This is a genomic window from Kluyvera ascorbata, from assembly GCF_023195735.1.
Lineage (GTDB): Bacteria > Pseudomonadota > Gammaproteobacteria > Enterobacterales > Enterobacteriaceae > Kluyvera > Kluyvera ascorbata.
This window is the reverse complement of the sequence record NZ_CP096201.1, coordinates 3642310-3657864: the sequence shown is the minus strand read 5'-3', so window position 1 is coordinate 3657864 and position 15555 is coordinate 3642310. Positions and strand designations below refer to the sequence as shown.

Sequence of the window (15555 nt, the reverse complement as noted above, 5' to 3'; positions counted from 1 at the left end):
GATGGGTGCAGTATAAAAATCGCCGCACTATAATAAAAAACGCGTAATGGTGGAAAAACCCCCATAAGTACTGCAAAAGGAGCCCGGTGTGCCGTCATTGTCCTACTCATTTTCTCAGCTTGAAGCCTTCACCGCCGTTGCGGAACACGGCAGCCTGATGAAGGCGGCGATGAAGCTGGAGAAAGATCGCACGACGCTGCGCGATCTCATCGATCTGCTGGAAGATGGCCTTGGCTACCCACTGTTTGTCCGCCAGGGGCGAGCGCTACAGCTCACGGCAGAAGGCGAGCAGCTGCATCGTCAGGCGCATCTACTGATGCGCCAGGCCAGAGCATTTGAGCAGTTTGCCCGCCAGGTGCCGTCAGCCGACATTCAGGAACTGAGCATTGCCTACGATCCTTTTACGCCGCGTCGTTTTTTGCAGGCACTGATCGCCCAGATGGTAAAACGGGGGATTCGCCTGAGCCTGCGCTGCACCTCGCGCGCCGAAGGTGAAAAAGCGCTTACAAGTGGTCAGGCTGACTTAGGCTTCTTTCAGGCGAATAACCACAGCGTGGGCAACGATATGGAGTGGCGTGCGCTTGGCGCTATCGATATGGATTTCTACGCCGCCGAGCCGCTGTTTGCTGATGTTGCACGTCCCTGTTCGCTGCTCGACCTCTCTTTAACGCCGCAAGTGGTGATGCACTCAACAAGCGATCTACCGATGGCGCGGCGGCTACAAATCTCGGGGAACGTGATGGTGGCCAATGAGCTTGAAATGCTGCGCGGCCTGATTGAGGCCGGGTGTGGATGGGGATTTTTACCGACCCATTTTGAGGCGGCGCGCTGGCGGAATGTCGCGGCGATTCCCACGGTGGTGGGCAATGAAGGCATCAGCCAGACCATGGTGACGATTTGGCGGCCGGGGAGCGAAAAACGAATGTTAATTGATGACACGCTGGCCCAGCTATCTGCGCTGTGGCGAGCGGAGATGACACGCACAGGGTAAACGGAATTTTTACCGCCGCCTGTCCGCCACAATCACCAGACCAATACCGGAAAGGGTGATAACGATAGCCAGCAGCATGCGCATATCAATGGCTTCGCCCATAAAGACCAGACCGCCCAACGCCGCAAGGCAGGGAACGCTGAGCTGCAGCGTGCTGGCGGTCGTGGGGCTAAGCTTAGGCAACAATGAGTACCAGAGCAGATAAGCACCGCCGGACATCAGCGCCCCGGAGGTGACGGCCAGCGCGAGCCCGATGGCATCCGCCTGAACATGAAAACCACTGAGCAGAAACACTAGCAGCGCCATGGGAACCGCCAGAATAAAATTCCCAGTCGTTGCCGCCGCCGCATTCTGCACCTTCTTGCCGGTAATACAGTAAACCGCCCACGCCGCGCCGGACAGGATCATCAACAGCGAAGCTCTGCCGGAAGGGTGCCCCGCTCCGGGCAACAGCAGCAGCGCCAGCCCACCCATCGCCCCCAGCATGCCGACGCTTTTCAGCGCCGTCAGCCGCTCACCGCGCATCAACCCCCAGCTTGTCATTACGCACTGTACGGTGCCAAACAGCAGCAGTGCGCCTGCGGCGGTGGTTAACGACAGATAGGCCAGCGAGAATGCAAATACGTAGGTCGCCAGCAGCGCGGCGTTCAGCCAATTAAATTCTGGTTTCTTACGTAGACCAGGCATTTGGAGCAGCAAGAACAGCGCGATGGCGCCGCTCAGCAGGCGAACACTGCTAAATGAAACGGCATCCATATGCAGCCCCTTCAGCGCCAGCCGACAGAGCAGGGAGTTTGCGGCAAATGCCACCATAGCCAGGATGATTTTGAGCAGCACGGGAGCGTCCTCTGGAGGTATTGGAATAATTATGCATGAAGCCACGTAGCATAGCGCCATTGTTTTGTGCGTTGGCTCCCAGGCAAAGACATGTTTTTTCTGTGGTTATTTCCGCCCTCTACTACTGATTGAGACTTGATCACATTTTGATAATGCGTATAGTTCTCGATCTCATTTTTATTCATTGATGCGGTACAGCTGGCCCAGTAATCGGTGAGGATATTTCACAGGGGGATTCTGGGGCGTGAGAAGCGATAAACCCGTTGGTACCCACGATGAATTTTTTATTCAATACCAAGGGATGTTCTCATGAAAACCAAACTCTCCGTGCTGGCACTGGCGATAGGCACCGTGCTGCCTGCCGCCTATGCGGCAACGACCGAAGACACAACAACCAGGAAAAATCAGCCTGAAACGATGGTGGTTCAGGGCGTTGACGGCAGCGATTTCAAAGCCGGTGGCGAAGATCTGGTGCCAGCTTATCTCGACGGGCAAATTGCCCATGGCGGCCGCTTAGGGATGCTGGGCGAGCAAAAGGCGATGGACGTGCCGTTCAACGTCATCGGCTATACCTCAAAGCTGGTGCAGGATCAGCAGGCTAAAACCGTCGCTGACGTCGTTAAAAATGACGCAGGCGTCCAGGCGGTTCAGGGCTACGGCAACTTTGCGGAAACGTACCGTATTCGCGGCTTTAAGCTTGATGGCGATGATATGACGATGGGCGGCCTCTCCGGCGTGGTACCGCGTCAGGTGATGGACACCCAAATGCTGGAGCGCATTGAAGTCTTCAAAGGCGCGAACGCGCTGGTGAACGGCGCAGCCAGTTCCGGCGTAGGCGGAATGATAAACCTTGAGCCTAAACGTGCTGAAGATATTCCCACCACCCGCCTTGGCGTGGACTACACCTCTGATTCACAGGTCGGTGGCTCGTTGGATCTGGGGCGCCGCTTCGGTGATGACAACCAGTTTGGCGCGCGCGTAAACGTGCTGCACCGTGAAGGGGAAGGGCGTATTGACAACGACAAGCGCCGCACCACCCTGGCATCGCTGGGTCTTGATTATCGTGGCGACCGCCTGCGTTCATCTCTTGATTTTGGCTATCAGAAAAAAACCTTCCACGGCGGTGAAATGGGCGTTGGTGTGGCCAATATTGCCGCCATTCCAGCGGTACCGGACGCCACCAAAAGCTACGCGCAGAAGTGGGGCTTTAGCGACATCGAAAACGAATTCGGCATGGTTAAAACCGAATATGACCTGACCGATAACTGGACAACCTACGCCGGGCTTGGCGCGCAGCATGCGCATGAAATCGGCACCTATGCTGCACCGAAGCTGACCAACGTGAATGGCAATGCCACCGTCGGTCGTCTGGATACCAACCGTATTATCGACAGCTTCAGCGGCATGGGCGGCATCCGCGGTAGCTTCAATACCGGCGCGGTCTCCCATAAAGTGAACGTGGGCTACTCGGCGCAGATACGTCGCGATGCGACTGCCTGGCGTATGTCCGATAGCACTAAAAACCCGACTATCAATATCTACAACAGTCATGACGTAGACATGCCGGACTATAAGCCGAATCCAAAAGGCGGCCACTATGACGATCCGCTGACCACCGCGCGCAACCGTACCCAAGGCTGGCTGCTCAGCGACACGCTGGGCTTCTTTGACGATAGCCTGCTCTTTACCGCTGCGGCACGCCATCAGAAGGTGGTGATTCGTAACTATGACAACCAGACGGGCCAGGAAACCACTAGCTCAAGCTTTACTGAAAGCCGCTGGATGCCGACGTTTGGTCTGGTGTACAAGCCATGGGAGACACTCTCGCTGTACGCTAACCATACCGAAGCGTTGCAGCCTGCGAACAATGCACCTAATACTGCGAAAAACTACGGCCAAAGTATTGGTATCGCCCATTCGAAACAGGACGAAGTGGGCGTAAAAATTGATTATCAGCGCGTGGGTGGCTCACTGTCGCTATTCCAGATTACTAAGCCGTCTGGGGTGTTAGATAGCGACAAGTACTACCGTATGGACGGCGAGCAGCGTAACCGCGGCGTAGAGCTCAACGTGTTTGGCGAACCAGTGCTGGGCCTGCGTCTGACTGGCAGTGCGCTGTGGATTGACCCTGAATTGACCAAAACCGCGGGCGGTACTTACGACGGTAACGATGCGATTGGCGTCTCCCGCTTCTATGCGGTGCTGGGGGCTGAATACGACATCAAACCGATTGATGGGCTGACGGCGACCGCGCGCGTGAACCATACCGGTTCCCAGTATGCGGATACGGCCAACACCAAAAAACTCGATAGCTACACGACGCTTGATCTGGGTATGCGCTACCGCATGCGTTTGAACCAGGAGCAGAACGATCTGGTGTGGCGTGTGGGCGTGACCAACGTGACCAACCAGAACTACTGGTCGGGTGCTGATGACACCGGTGTCTATATCTACCAGGGTGAGCCGCGTACCTTAAAAGTCTCGGTCAGCTACGACTTCTAAGTCATTGCTAAAATAGGGTTATTGCCCCGAAAACGCGTGCGTTTCGGGGCTTTTTACTACTGGGGACCGGGTGCTGATTGCCTTGCGGCAAGTCGCGCTAAGTGTTAAAAGGTGCCCCTTCATAAAAATGCTAAGGGGTTAGACGTGAAAAACGCGTCATCAGCATCCAGCCAGAATCAACCGGATGCGTCGTCGGAAAATAGCCCGACGCTTCACCGCGGATTACAAAACCGCCATATTCAATTAATCGCCCTCGGGGGTGCCATCGGCACCGGTCTGTTCCTCGGTATCGGCCCCGCCATTCAGATGGCAGGCCCAGCCGTGGTGCTGGGCTACGCGATTGCCGGTGTGATTGCTTTTCTTATCATGCGCCAGCTTGGTGAGATGGTGGTTGAAGAGCCGGTATCCGGTTCATTTGCTCATTTTGCTTATAAATACTGGGGGCCGTTCGCCGGATTTCTCTCTGGCTGGAACTACTGGGTCATGTTCGTGCTGGTGGGTATGGCAGAACTGACCGCCGCCGGGATCTATATGCAATATTGGCTGCCGCACGTCCCAACCTGGATCTGGGCGGCGGGCTTCTTCGTGCTGATAAACGCCGTGAACCTGGTGAACGTGCGTCTGTACGGCGAGACGGAGTTCTGGTTTGCGCTGATTAAAGTGCTGGCGATTATCGGCATGATTGGCTTCGGTATCTGGATGCTGACGACCGGCAATGGCGGCGAGCATGCCAGCATTGATAACCTCTGGCGCGATGGCGGCTTCCTGGCCACCGGCTGGAAAGGGCTGATTCTGTCGCTGGCGGTGATTATGTTCTCCTTCGGCGGGCTGGAGCTCATTGGTATTACGGCGGCGGAAGCGCGCAGCCCGGAGACCACGATCCCGAAAGCGGTGAACCAGGTGGTTTACCGTATTCTGCTGTTTTATATCGGCTCGCTGATTGTGCTGCTGGCGCTCTACCCGTGGCAGGGAATCCAGTCCGATAGCAGCCCGTTTGTGATGATCTTCCACAATCTGGACAGCAATGTTGTCGCCTCTGCGCTGAACTTCGTCATTCTGGTGGCCTCACTGTCGGTCTATAACAGCGGCGTTTACTCCAACAGCCGCATGCTGTTTGGCCTCTCCGTGCAGGGTAACGCCCCGCGTTTCCTGACGAAGGTCAGCAAACGCGGCGTGCCGGTGAACTCACTGCTGCTCTCCGGTGCTATCACTTCGCTGGTGGTATTGGTTAACTATCTGCTGCCGCAAAAAGCCTTTGGCCTGCTGATGGCGCTGGTGGTGGCGACGCTGCTGCTGAACTGGATAATGATCTGCATGGCGCACCTGAAATTCCGCGCCGCGATGCGCCGTAAAGGCCGCGAAGCGAAGTTCAAAGCGTTGTGGGCTCCGGCAAGCAACTACCTTTGCATCGCTTTCCTGCTGATGATCCTTGGGCTGATGTGCACCATGGACGGCATGCGCCTGTCGGCAATCTTACTGCCGGTGTGGGTGTTGTTCCTGTTTGTGGCTTTCAAAACGTTGCGCCGCAAAGCGTAATTTCCCTCGAGTCGCTGTGCTCTTCCAGGCTACCATCAAATGTAGCCTGGACGAGCGCAGCGACCCCGGGAATGCACTATTCCCCCAGCTTCTCCAGCGCCGCCCGCAGATTCTGATGCGACGTGGTAATAATGCTCCACGCATCCTTCGGCTTATCGTGCTCGATAATAAACCACTTCACGCCGCTGGCTTTCGCGGCTGGCAGAATCGTTGACCAATCCAGCAGGCCTTCGCCCAGCGGCGCAAAGTTCATCTCGTCATCGCGAATGCCGATGGACGCATTATCTTTGGCGTGAATGGCATAAACGCGGCCCGGATATGCTTTCAGAATACGCGCCGGATCTTGTCCACCGCGTGAAACCCAGGCGGCATCCATCTCCAGCTTGAGATTTTCCGCTTTAGAATGGTTGAAGATAATCTCCAGCGCGGTCACGCCATCGTATTTTTTCATCTCAAAGTTGTGGTTGTGATAGGCCAACTGCATTCCATCGTGGCGCAGCTTTGCCCCCAGTTTATCGAGACGCTGCGCGAAATCGGCCCAGCCTTTGGCGCTGTCAGGGCGATCCTTCGGTTCAATCCACGGCACCACGATAGTGCTGTTGCCAATCGCTTTGTTGAAATCCACCGTTTGCTGATAGCGCGTTTCCAGCGCGCTGAGCTGCTCGTGGGAGGAGGTGACCGTGAGCTTATTTTCCGCCAGCAGCGATTTCATCTGCCCGGCATTAAGGCCGTGATTGCCAACCACTTCAACGTGTTCAAACCCGGCTTTATGCGCCATGGCGAACTGTTCGGCGGGCGTGCCGACGTTGCGTAAGGTGTACATCTGCAGGGCAATTTCATTCTCGACGTTCGGCGCGGACGCCGCGGAAAATGAAGCGAAAAGAGTGGCTGCCAATAGAAATTTTTTCATCAGGTTATCCGTTTTATTTAAAAAGTAATCGATTACAAAATAGAGCCAGTGCGATCGATTACCATCTAAATCGGATAAAAATGTGATCCCGGTAACGTAAACGATCGCTATCGATCCCCGACTGTTTTTTAATCGTGACGCTTCTCCCAAATTGCGAATGGCGAACAGGATCTTATTTTTGTAATCGATTACTTTCTTCGCTGACTGATTTTGTAATCGATTACTTTTTGAGGGTGAAAACATGGTGTCTACAACGGAAAGTCGTGAACACAGCGGCATACAGCACCGGCTGTTAGTCCCGCGCCTGTCGTTAATGATGTTTATGCAGTTTTTTATCTGGGGAAGCTGGTCGGTCACGCTTGGCCTGGTGATGACCCAGTACAACATGTCGCTGCTGATTGGCGATGCCTTCTCGGCGGGGCCGATTGCCTCGATCCTCTCGCCGTTCGTCCTCGGGATGCTGGTTGACCGTTTCTTCCCGTCGCAAAAGGTGATGGCGGTGATGCACCTGCTTGGCGCAGCGATTCTGTGGTTTGTGCCGCAGGCGCTGGTGGCGGAAAACGGCGCGCTGCTGATTGCGCTGCTGTTCGGTTATACGTTGTGCTATATGCCAACGCTGGCGCTGACCAACAACATTGCGTTCCATAGCCTGACCAATATCGACAAAACCTTCCCGGTGGTGCGCGTGTTCGGCACTATCGGTTGGATTGTCGCCGGGATCTTTATCGGCGTGACCGGCATTTCCGACACCACCGGCATCTTCACGCTGGCGGCGCTGTGCTCGGTGGTGCTGGCGGTCTATAGCCTGACGTTGCCGCACACGCCGGCACCGGCGAAAGGGCAGCCGCTTAAGCTACGCGACCTGTTCTGCGCTGACGCCTTTGCGTTACTGAAAACCCGTCACTTCCTGGTGTTCGCCGTGTGCGCCACGCTGATTTCGGTACCGCTCGGCACCTACTACGCCTATACCGCCTCATTCCTCGCGGACGCGGGCGTGGCGGATGTCAGCACCGCTATGTCCTTCGGCCAGATGTCGGAAATCTTCTTCATGCTGATTATTCCGCTGCTGTTCCGTCGTCTTGGCGTGAAGTACATGCTGCTCATCGGCATGCTGGCGTGGTTTGTGCGCTATATGTTCTTTGCGCTGGGCATCAACGAAGAGACGCGTTTCCTGCTGTATCTCGGCATTCTGTTGCACGGCGTCTGCTATGACTTCTTCTTCGTGGTGGGCTTTATCTACACCGACCGCGTGGCGGGCGAAAAGGTGAAAGGTCAGGCACAGAGCATGGTGGTGATGTTCACCTACGGTATCGGCATGCTGCTGGGCTCACAGATTTCCGGCTCGCTGTACAACCATCTGGTCGCAGGACAAACCGTACCGGCGGCCTGGGTGAACTTCTGGTGGATCCCGGCGGTGGCCGCGGTCGTTATTGCACTGATTTTCCTTGTCTCGTTCAAATATAACGAGAAAGAGCACGCGTAATTTTTTTGAAAGGAGGGGGTATGAAAACCATCAAGGGACCGGGCATTTTCCTGGCGCAGTTTATTGGTTCAGCGCCGCCGTTTAATACGCTCGATGGGCTAGCCGAATGGGCGGCGGGGCTGGGATTTAAGGCGCTCCAGTTGCCGTGCAACCACCCGGCGATTTTTGACTTACCGCAGGCGGCGGCCAGCCAGACCTACTGCGATGAGATAACCGGAAGGCTCGCTGAACACGGGCTGGTCATTAGTGAACTCTCTACGCATCTTGAAGGCCAACTGGTCGCCGTGAATTCGGCCTACGACAGTGCTTTTGACGCTTTTGCCCCCGCGGCGCTTCGCGGCAACCCTGCGGCACGCCAGCAGTGGGCGGTAGAGAGCGTGAAAAAGGCGGCGCAGGCGTCGGCACGATTGGGGTTGAAGGCGCACGCCACCTTCTCTGGGGCGTTGGCCTGGCCTTACTTCTACCCGTGGCCTCCGCACAATGCGGCGCTGCTCGACGAGGCGTTTCATGAACTGGCCAGCCGCTGGCGGCCTATTCTGGACTGCTTTGACGAGCATGGCGTGGACCTATGCTACGAAATTCATCCCGGCGAAGACCTGCACGACGGCGTGACCTTCGAGCGATTCCTGGCAAAGGTCGATAACCATCCACGCTGCCACATGCTCTACGACCCGAGCCATCTGCATCTGCAGAATATCGACTACCTGGCGTATCTCGATATCTACCATTCACGCATTCGGGCATTCCACGTCAAAGACGCGGAGTTCGAGCGTAACGGGCGCAGCGGCGTCTACGGTGGCTATCAGAACTGGCTGGAACGCGCCGGGCGCTTCCGCTCGCTCGGCGATGGCGATATCGATTTCAAAAAAATTTTCAGCAAGCTCAGTCAGTACGATTTTGACGGCTGGGCGGTGATGGAATGGGAGTGCTGCCTGAAGGACGCGCAGACCGGCGCGCGCGAAGGCAGTGAGTTTATTAAACGGCATATCATTCCCGTATCCGCACGGGCCTTTGATGACTTTGCCGCGGGCAGCGAGGTACGCGGATGATTCAGGTCGGTATTGTTGGCTCAGGTTTCATTGGCCCGGCGCATATTGAAGCGCTGCGTCGGCTGGGTTTTGTTGAGGTAGTAGCGCTGTGCGACGTTTCGCTGGAGCTGGCGCAGGAAAAGGCGCGGCAGCTCAATATTCCCGACGCCTATGACGACGTCGACGCGCTGCTGGCGCACCCGGGGTTACAGGTGGTGCATAACTGTACTCCGAACTTTTTGCATGCCGAGGTTAACCGCCAGATCCTGCGGGCGGGGAAACATGTCTTCTCTGAAAAACCGTTGTGCATGACGTCAGAAGAGGCGCGTGAACTGGTTAAGATGGCGCAAGAAGCGGGCGTAGTACACGGTGTGAGTTTCGTTTATCGCCAGTTTGCGATGGTGCAGCAGGCGGCGAGCATGATGCGTGACGGCAGCGCCGGGCGGCTTTTCTCCGCCTACGGCGGCTACCACCAGGACTGGATGCTGCTGGAAAACGACTTCAACTGGCGCGTGGACGCGCAGCAGGGCGGCGTTTCCCGGGCGGTGGCGGATATCGGCTCGCACTGGTGCGATACGGTGCAGTTTGTGACCGGGCGGCGCATTGTAGAGGTGATGGCCGACCTCGCTATCGTCTGGCCGACGCGCAAAGCCAGCCTCGGGGCGCAGGCGACCTTCAGCGAACAGCCTGATTCCCCCGGTTACCAGGACGTGCCGGTGACCACCGAAGATGCCGGCTCGGTACTGTTCCGCTTTGACGACGGCAGTAAAGGCTGCTTTAGCGTCTCGCAGGTGAGCGCCGGGCGCAAAAACCGCCTTCACTTTGATATCAACGCCAGCGCCTGTTCGCTGGCCTGGGATCAGGAAACGCCGCAGCAGCTGTGGATTGGCCACCGCAGCCAGCCTAATCAGCTTTTAAGCGATGACCCTGGCCTGCTGAACCGCGACGTTGCCTCACAGGCCCACTTCCCCGGTGGGCACAACGAAGGCTGGCCGGATGCGTTTAAAAACATGATGCTTAATTTTTACCAGGCGGTGTGTGCTGGAAAGATGCCGCAGGAGAACGAACGCCGCTTTGCATCGTTCAGTGAGGGCGCGAACGTGATGTATCTTATTGACGCTATTGTGAAAAGCCATCAGCAGCGATGCTGGGTCAGCGTCGAACAATAACCTTGTGCCCGGTACGCGGGCCTGTTTTTATGGTAGCCTTCACGCAAAGCGTTAATTGCAGGGAACGGCGTAGCATGTCAATTCAGAAAATCGCCCAGCTGGCGGGCGTGTCGGTGGCCACCGTATCGCGGGTGTTGAACAACAGCGATACGGTGAAAGCGAAGAACCGCGAGCGGGTGCTTCAGGCTATCAAAGAGAGTAACTATCAACCGAACCTGCTGGCGCGCCAGCTACGGACGGCGCGTAGCTCGATGATTCTGGTGATGGTATCGAACATTGCTAACCCGTTCTGCGCGGAAGTGGTCAAGGGCATCGAAGCGGAAGCAGAGAAAAATGGCTATCGCATTTTGCTGTGCAACTCTGGTTCTGATATTGAGCGCTCTAAATCAGGCCTGCGCCTGCTGACCGGAAAAATGGTCGACGGCATTATCACCATGGATGCGTTTGCCCGCCTGCCGGAGTTGACCACGGTGATTGGCGATGCGCCGTGGGTGCAGTGTGCGGAATACGCGGATGCCGGTGAAGTTTCCTGTGTCGGGATTAACGACGTTGACGCGGCCCAGCATGCGGTTGGGTACCTGGCGGCGCAGGGGCACCAGCGTATTGCCCTGATTAACCATGATTTAAGCTATAAATACGCCCGTCTGCGCGAGCAGGGCTATCAAGACGTGCTGCAACAGCAGGGGCTCGACTTCGCCGCAGTGGAGTACGCGGACGATCTCAGCGCGGCGGCGGGCAAGGCGGCGATGAAAAATCTGCTGGCGATGAGTCCGCGCCCGGATGCGGTCTTTGCCATCTCGGATTCGCTGGCCGCGGGTGCCATTCGCGCCATCGAACAGGCCGGACTGCGCGTACCGGAAGATATTGCCGTGGTCGGATTCGACGGCACGGAGCTGGCGGAGATGGTCTCCCCGCAGCTCACCACCGTACAGCAGCCGTCGCGGGAGATTGGCGCTAAAGCGGTCACGCTGCTGCTGAATAAAATTGATAACCCGGACGTTGCCCCAGAGCGGGTGATGCTGGAGTGGCGTTTTATTCCCCGCGCCAGCGCCTGATTTTAGGATTGCCGGATGGCGCTGCGCTTATCCGGCAATACTTACCCTAACGCCTGATAACTACCAACAGTCCGCACACTACCAGCCCCGTCCCCAGCAGCTGCTCAACCGACAGCGGCTCATCCAGCAGCCACCAGCTAAACAGAATGGTCAGAATCGGGCCGATTAACCCGATCAGCACCGCTTTTGCCGCGCCGATGCGATGAATGGCCGACGACAGCCAGAATATCGGCATTACCGTGGAAAAGACCGCCATGCCCGCGCTGTAGGCGTACACCTGCCACGGCAGATTAAGCGCGGCAACGGGACGGGTGGCAAAAAAGTGCACCTGAGTCGCCGCAATCGACACCAGCAGCGCCAGCATCGAAAACGGGATCGCGCCTATGCGCCCGATAGCCACCTCCGCCCCGGCGTTGTAAATGGCGTAGGTAATCGCGCAGCCAAACACCAGCGAACCGCCGATCAGCACCGAATGGCTATCGGCGGTGAGGCCGAGGTCGTGCACAAAGGCAATCAGAATGCCGCCGTAGGAGAGCAGCATCGCCAGCAGCAGTTTCTTCTCAAAGGTTTTGCCGAGAAAAAAGACGCCAATCAAGATGGTCAGCATCGGGTAGGTAAAGAGAATCAGCCGCTCGAGGCCGGCGGTAATATACTGTAGCCCCATAAAATCGAGCATCGCCGAGGCGTAGTAACCTGCGACACCCAGCACCACCAGCAGCGCGTAATCCTGACGATGCAGGGTGGTCATTTTACGCAGCACCGGCCACGCGGTAAGGGCAATCAGCGGCAGCGACATCGACATACGCAACATCAACAGCGTGACCGGGTCGACCGGTGCGACCGCATACGCCAGCTTGACGAATATCGCCTTAAACGAAAAGCCGAACGCCGCGAGTATCGCCAGCGAAAACCCGGCCACCCGGGAAGTGAGATGCAACTTCACCGTGCCCGTTCCTGTAGTTCGCTGATGCGTTGCCACATCACAACTGGATTGGAATACATTGGGAAGTGCCCGCAGTGGGGAATTTCTGCAAGCGTCACGCCACGACGTTCAATATCCGCCAGATAGCTCAGCGTGTTGTTTTGCGCGCCGTACATAAACATTTTTGGCAAGGGTAGATTTAGAAACTTCGCCATCAGGTCGCCGTGGTCGGAATAGTCCACCATCGAGGTAAAAATAGGTCTAACCGCGGCTGCCCGCACTTTATGCTTGAGGCTGGCGGCATACAGCGCGCTGGCCCACGCCGGAGACTGATGAGTCCGGGCGATAAAATCAGTAAAAAACTGCTCGTCGTTGCCATCGGGATAATCAACGGCCTGGCGACTCAGGAAGCAATCTTCCGGCGCGATATTCCCCTCGATGTCGACAAAGCTGAGCACCCGCTCGGGATGGGCGTGCGCCAGCATCAGCGCGGTCAGGCCGCCCATGGAATGGCCGACGAGGTGGAAGCGCTGGAAACCCAACTGGTCAATCAGCGCGAGCGCCGTCTCGACTAAAAACGGAATCGAAATTTTCTGCAAATTTGCGCATTCCGTCTCCCCGCAGCCGGGGGCATCGTAGGCGAGAAACGGCCGCCCGTCGAAGGCAGCGTGGCGCACGATATCGGCATAATCTTCTTTGGTTGACCCAAAGCCGTGGAGAAACACAATCGGTTCGCGGGGGCCGGAACGGTGAATGGCGGCCACCTGCATCGGCGTCGCTTGTACCGTTAACGCGAAGTGCGTGCGGTGAAATTCGTGGGGCATGGTCACTCTTCTTATGCATTCGTGGGGCGGCTATCGTCGCCGTCATTCTCTGATATGTAAAATCGTATTAAAGTAATGCTCTGATACATTTTTAATATCGATTGATGTGAGCGGTGACAGGAGCCATGCAAAGATGATCAATTTTCGCATTATTCGCCATATGTGGCTGTTTCTCGCGGTGGCGGAGGAGAAACATTTTGGCCGAGCGGCGAAGCGACTCGGCATGACCCAGCCGCCCCTCACCCAGCAGATTCAGGTGCTGGAGCAGTCCCTGAAGGTGCAGCTGTTTGACCGCTCGAAGCGCAACGTGCAGCTCACGCCCGTGGGGCTTGCCATCCTGCCTGCGGTCAAACGCTTTGCCGAGCAGGTTGAGCGGCTGGAGCTGGCGGTAAACGAAGCGGTAGCCGGGCATACCGGCATGCTGACCATCGGCGCGATTAGCACCGCTATGCTCGATGTGTTGCCGCCGCTAATTGATAGGATGAAAGCGTGCTACCCGGATATCGTGATTTCCATTAAGGAGATCGACAGCGCCGAAGCGGTACTGGCGCTGCAAAATGGGGAGATCGATCTCGCTTTTGCGCGCCTCACCGGGGAAATGGGCGAGGGGATTACGCTGCTGCCGCTGTCCAGCGCCGAACTGGTGGTGGCATTACCCCGCCAGCACCGGTTGGCCGGCGAGTCGCAGATTGTGCTGCGCGATTTGATGCAGGAAGAGTGGGTTATGTTCTCTCGCCACCTGAGCCCGGTTTATTTCGACAGTATTACCGCCGCTTGCCGCAACGAAGGCTTTTCGCCGCGGATTATTCACCACGTACGCTCGGTCTCTTCACAGATTGCTTTTGTCGGCTGTGGGCAGGGAATTGCGCTGGTGCCGGACTCGCTGGAGCGTCTGTCACCGGCCAACGTGGTGACCGTGCCGCTCGACCAGACGATCGAGGTGATCACCACGGCGGTAGCCTGGTCAGCCAGTCGGAAAAATCCGCTGGCTGACAAGTTTATCGCCCTGATTCAGACGCCTGAGGTGGGGTGATTACTGCCCGATAGCGCCCGCGAGGGCGCGAATATCATTACCGGTCGGCGACTGATGTATTCGCAGGCCAAACTCTTCCACTACTGCGAAAATATGGTCGAAGATATCCGCCTGAATGCTTTCGTATTCTGCCCAGACAACGGTGTTGGTGAAGGCATATATTTCAATCGGCAAGCCGTTATTATCCGGTGCCAACTGACGTACCATCAGCGTCATATCCTTGCGAATCTTCGGATGGTTACGCAGATATTCGTTGAGATACGCACGGAAGGTACCAATATTGGTCATTTTACGCAGATTAAGCACCGAATCATCGCTACCGTATTCCTGATTCCACAGACTAATTTCCTGATAGCGAGAGTCCATGTACGGTTTTAGCAGTCGTGCCTGAATTAAGCGCTGTTGTTCTTGCTCATCGAGGAAATGGACGCTGGTGGTATCAATGTTCAGGCTGCGCTTAATTCGACGTCCGCCTGACGCTGACATTCCACTCCAGTTTTTGAAGGAGTCAGAGACCAGCGACCAGGTAGGAATAGTGGTAATGGTGTTATCCCAGTTACGCACTTTGACCGTGGTTAAGCCGATATCCGTCACCGCACCATCGGCACCGTATTTCGGCATTTCCAGCCAGTCGCCGAGCTTCAGCATATCGTTCGCCGACAGCTGAATACCGGCCACCAGACCCAGAATTGGGTCTTTGAAGACCAGCATCAATACCGCCGCCATCGCCCCCAGACCACTTATCAGAATCGCCGGTGACTGCCCCAGCAGCAGGGAAATCATCAGGATGCCAATCAGGATAGCGCTGACCAGCTTCACACCCTGAAATATGCCTTTCAGCGGAAGCTGAGAAGAGAAGGAGAGTTTCTGCGACAGATTGAAAATAACGTCCAGCAGCGAGAAGAATGACAGCAGGGCATATAGCATGACCCACAGCTGCGCCACCGTGGTTAATATTTCCGCTGCTTCACTGCCTTTTTGCAGCCACAGCACGGCCTGCACGTTGACAATGATCCCTTGCAGCGTAAACGCCAGTCGATGAAACAGTTTATTCTGCGTGATGATTTGCAGCCATAAATGGCTGCTGGCCTGCGCGCGTTTTTCGAAAGTGCGCAGCACCAGACGGTGTAAAATCAGATGAACAATGATGGCAGTGAGAAAAATAATACCAAAGATGATCACAAGTGAATTGGTATGGTTTATTTCAATGCCCATCTCTTCTATCTGGGAAATGAGTTCCTGCATAACGTCTCCTATATAGCCAG

Annotated in this window: 13 protein-coding genes; 8 read left to right on the top strand and 5 right to left on the bottom strand. The window is 56.3% G+C overall.

Translation table 11 applies throughout. From position 1 onward, the window contains the following. Positions 1-88 precede the first annotated feature (88 nt). Positions 89-991, top strand: a complete 903-nt coding sequence (locus tag MY052_RS17475) for a LysR family transcriptional regulator (RefSeq protein ID WP_248537493.1) — start codon at positions 89-91, stop codon at positions 989-991. A gap of 9 nt (positions 992-1000) precedes the next feature. Here the strand turns inward: MY052_RS17475 and MY052_RS17470 are convergent, their stop codons facing one another. Continuing rightward, positions 1001-1828, bottom strand: a complete 828-nt coding sequence (locus MY052_RS17470; RefSeq protein WP_248537492.1) for a DMT family transporter — start codon at positions 1826-1828, stop codon at positions 1001-1003. Between the two features lie 309 nt (positions 1829-2137). Between MY052_RS17470 and MY052_RS17465 the strand changes: the two genes are divergently transcribed. Together MY052_RS17465 and pheP are read left to right on the top strand one after the other, a co-directional pair. Further along, a complete protein-coding gene (locus MY052_RS17465; protein WP_248537491.1) occupies positions 2138-4330 on the top strand; it encodes a TonB-dependent receptor in 2193 nt (730 codons plus the stop codon). 144 nt (positions 4331-4474) lie between these two features. Continuing rightward, positions 4475-5866 carry a phenylalanine transporter gene (pheP, locus tag MY052_RS17460; protein WP_123650064.1) on the top strand — a complete coding sequence of 464 codons (1392 nt, stop codon included), beginning with the start codon at positions 4475-4477 and terminating at the stop codon, positions 5864-5866. A 76-nt stretch (positions 5867-5942) separates the two neighbouring features. On the opposite strand, the gene MY052_RS17455 is transcribed toward pheP, so the two are convergent. Next, a complete protein-coding gene (locus MY052_RS17455) occupies positions 5943-6776 on the bottom strand; it encodes a sugar phosphate isomerase/epimerase family protein (protein WP_248537490.1) in 834 nt (277 codons plus the stop codon). A 277-nt stretch (positions 6777-7053) separates the two neighbouring features. On the opposite strand from MY052_RS17455, the gene MY052_RS17450 reads away from it, so the two are divergent. From MY052_RS17450 to MY052_RS17435, 4 genes are all read left to right on the top strand, one after another. Continuing rightward, positions 7054-8259 (top strand): MFS transporter, encoded by a 1206-nt coding sequence (locus MY052_RS17450; protein WP_248538960.1) that lies wholly within the window; start codon positions 7054-7056, stop codon positions 8257-8259. 20 nt (positions 8260-8279) lie between these two features. Then, a complete protein-coding gene (locus MY052_RS17445) occupies positions 8280-9308 on the top strand; it encodes a sugar phosphate isomerase/epimerase family protein (RefSeq protein WP_248537489.1) in 1029 nt (342 codons plus the stop codon). Then, positions 9305-10456 carry a Gfo/Idh/MocA family protein gene (locus MY052_RS17440; protein ID WP_248537488.1) on the top strand — a complete coding sequence of 384 codons (1152 nt, stop codon included), beginning with the start codon at positions 9305-9307 and terminating at the stop codon, positions 10454-10456. Before MY052_RS17445 ends, MY052_RS17440 begins: the two co-directional genes overlap by 4 nt. A 74-nt stretch (positions 10457-10530) precedes the next feature. Next, a complete protein-coding gene (locus MY052_RS17435) occupies positions 10531-11511 on the top strand; it encodes a LacI family DNA-binding transcriptional regulator (protein ID WP_123650068.1) in 981 nt (326 codons plus the stop codon). Between the two features lie 46 nt (positions 11512-11557). Here the strand turns inward: MY052_RS17435 and MY052_RS17430 are convergent, their stop codons facing one another. Both MY052_RS17430 and MY052_RS17425 read right to left on the bottom strand, forming a co-directional pair. Next, positions 11558-12454 carry a DMT family transporter gene (locus MY052_RS17430; RefSeq protein ID WP_248537487.1) on the bottom strand — a complete coding sequence of 299 codons (897 nt, stop codon included), beginning with the start codon at positions 12452-12454 and terminating at the stop codon, positions 11558-11560. Further along, positions 12451-13257 carry an alpha/beta fold hydrolase gene (locus tag MY052_RS17425; RefSeq protein WP_248537486.1) on the bottom strand — a complete coding sequence of 269 codons (807 nt, stop codon included), beginning with the start codon at positions 13255-13257 and terminating at the stop codon, positions 12451-12453. Before MY052_RS17425 ends, MY052_RS17430 begins: the two co-directional genes overlap by 4 nt. Positions 13258-13390: 133 nt before the next feature. On the opposite strand from MY052_RS17425, the gene MY052_RS17420 reads away from it, so the two are divergent. After that, the gene (locus MY052_RS17420) at positions 13391-14290 is read left to right on the top strand and encodes a LysR family transcriptional regulator (protein WP_248537485.1); all 900 of its coding nucleotides are present in this window, start codon (positions 13391-13393) and stop codon (positions 14288-14290) included. Here the strand turns inward: MY052_RS17420 and MY052_RS17415 are convergent, their stop codons facing one another. After that, positions 14291-15535, bottom strand: coding sequence for a mechanosensitive ion channel family protein (locus MY052_RS17415; protein WP_115074574.1), 1245 nt, complete (start codon positions 15533-15535; stop codon positions 14291-14293). Positions 15536-15555 lie beyond the last annotated feature (20 nt).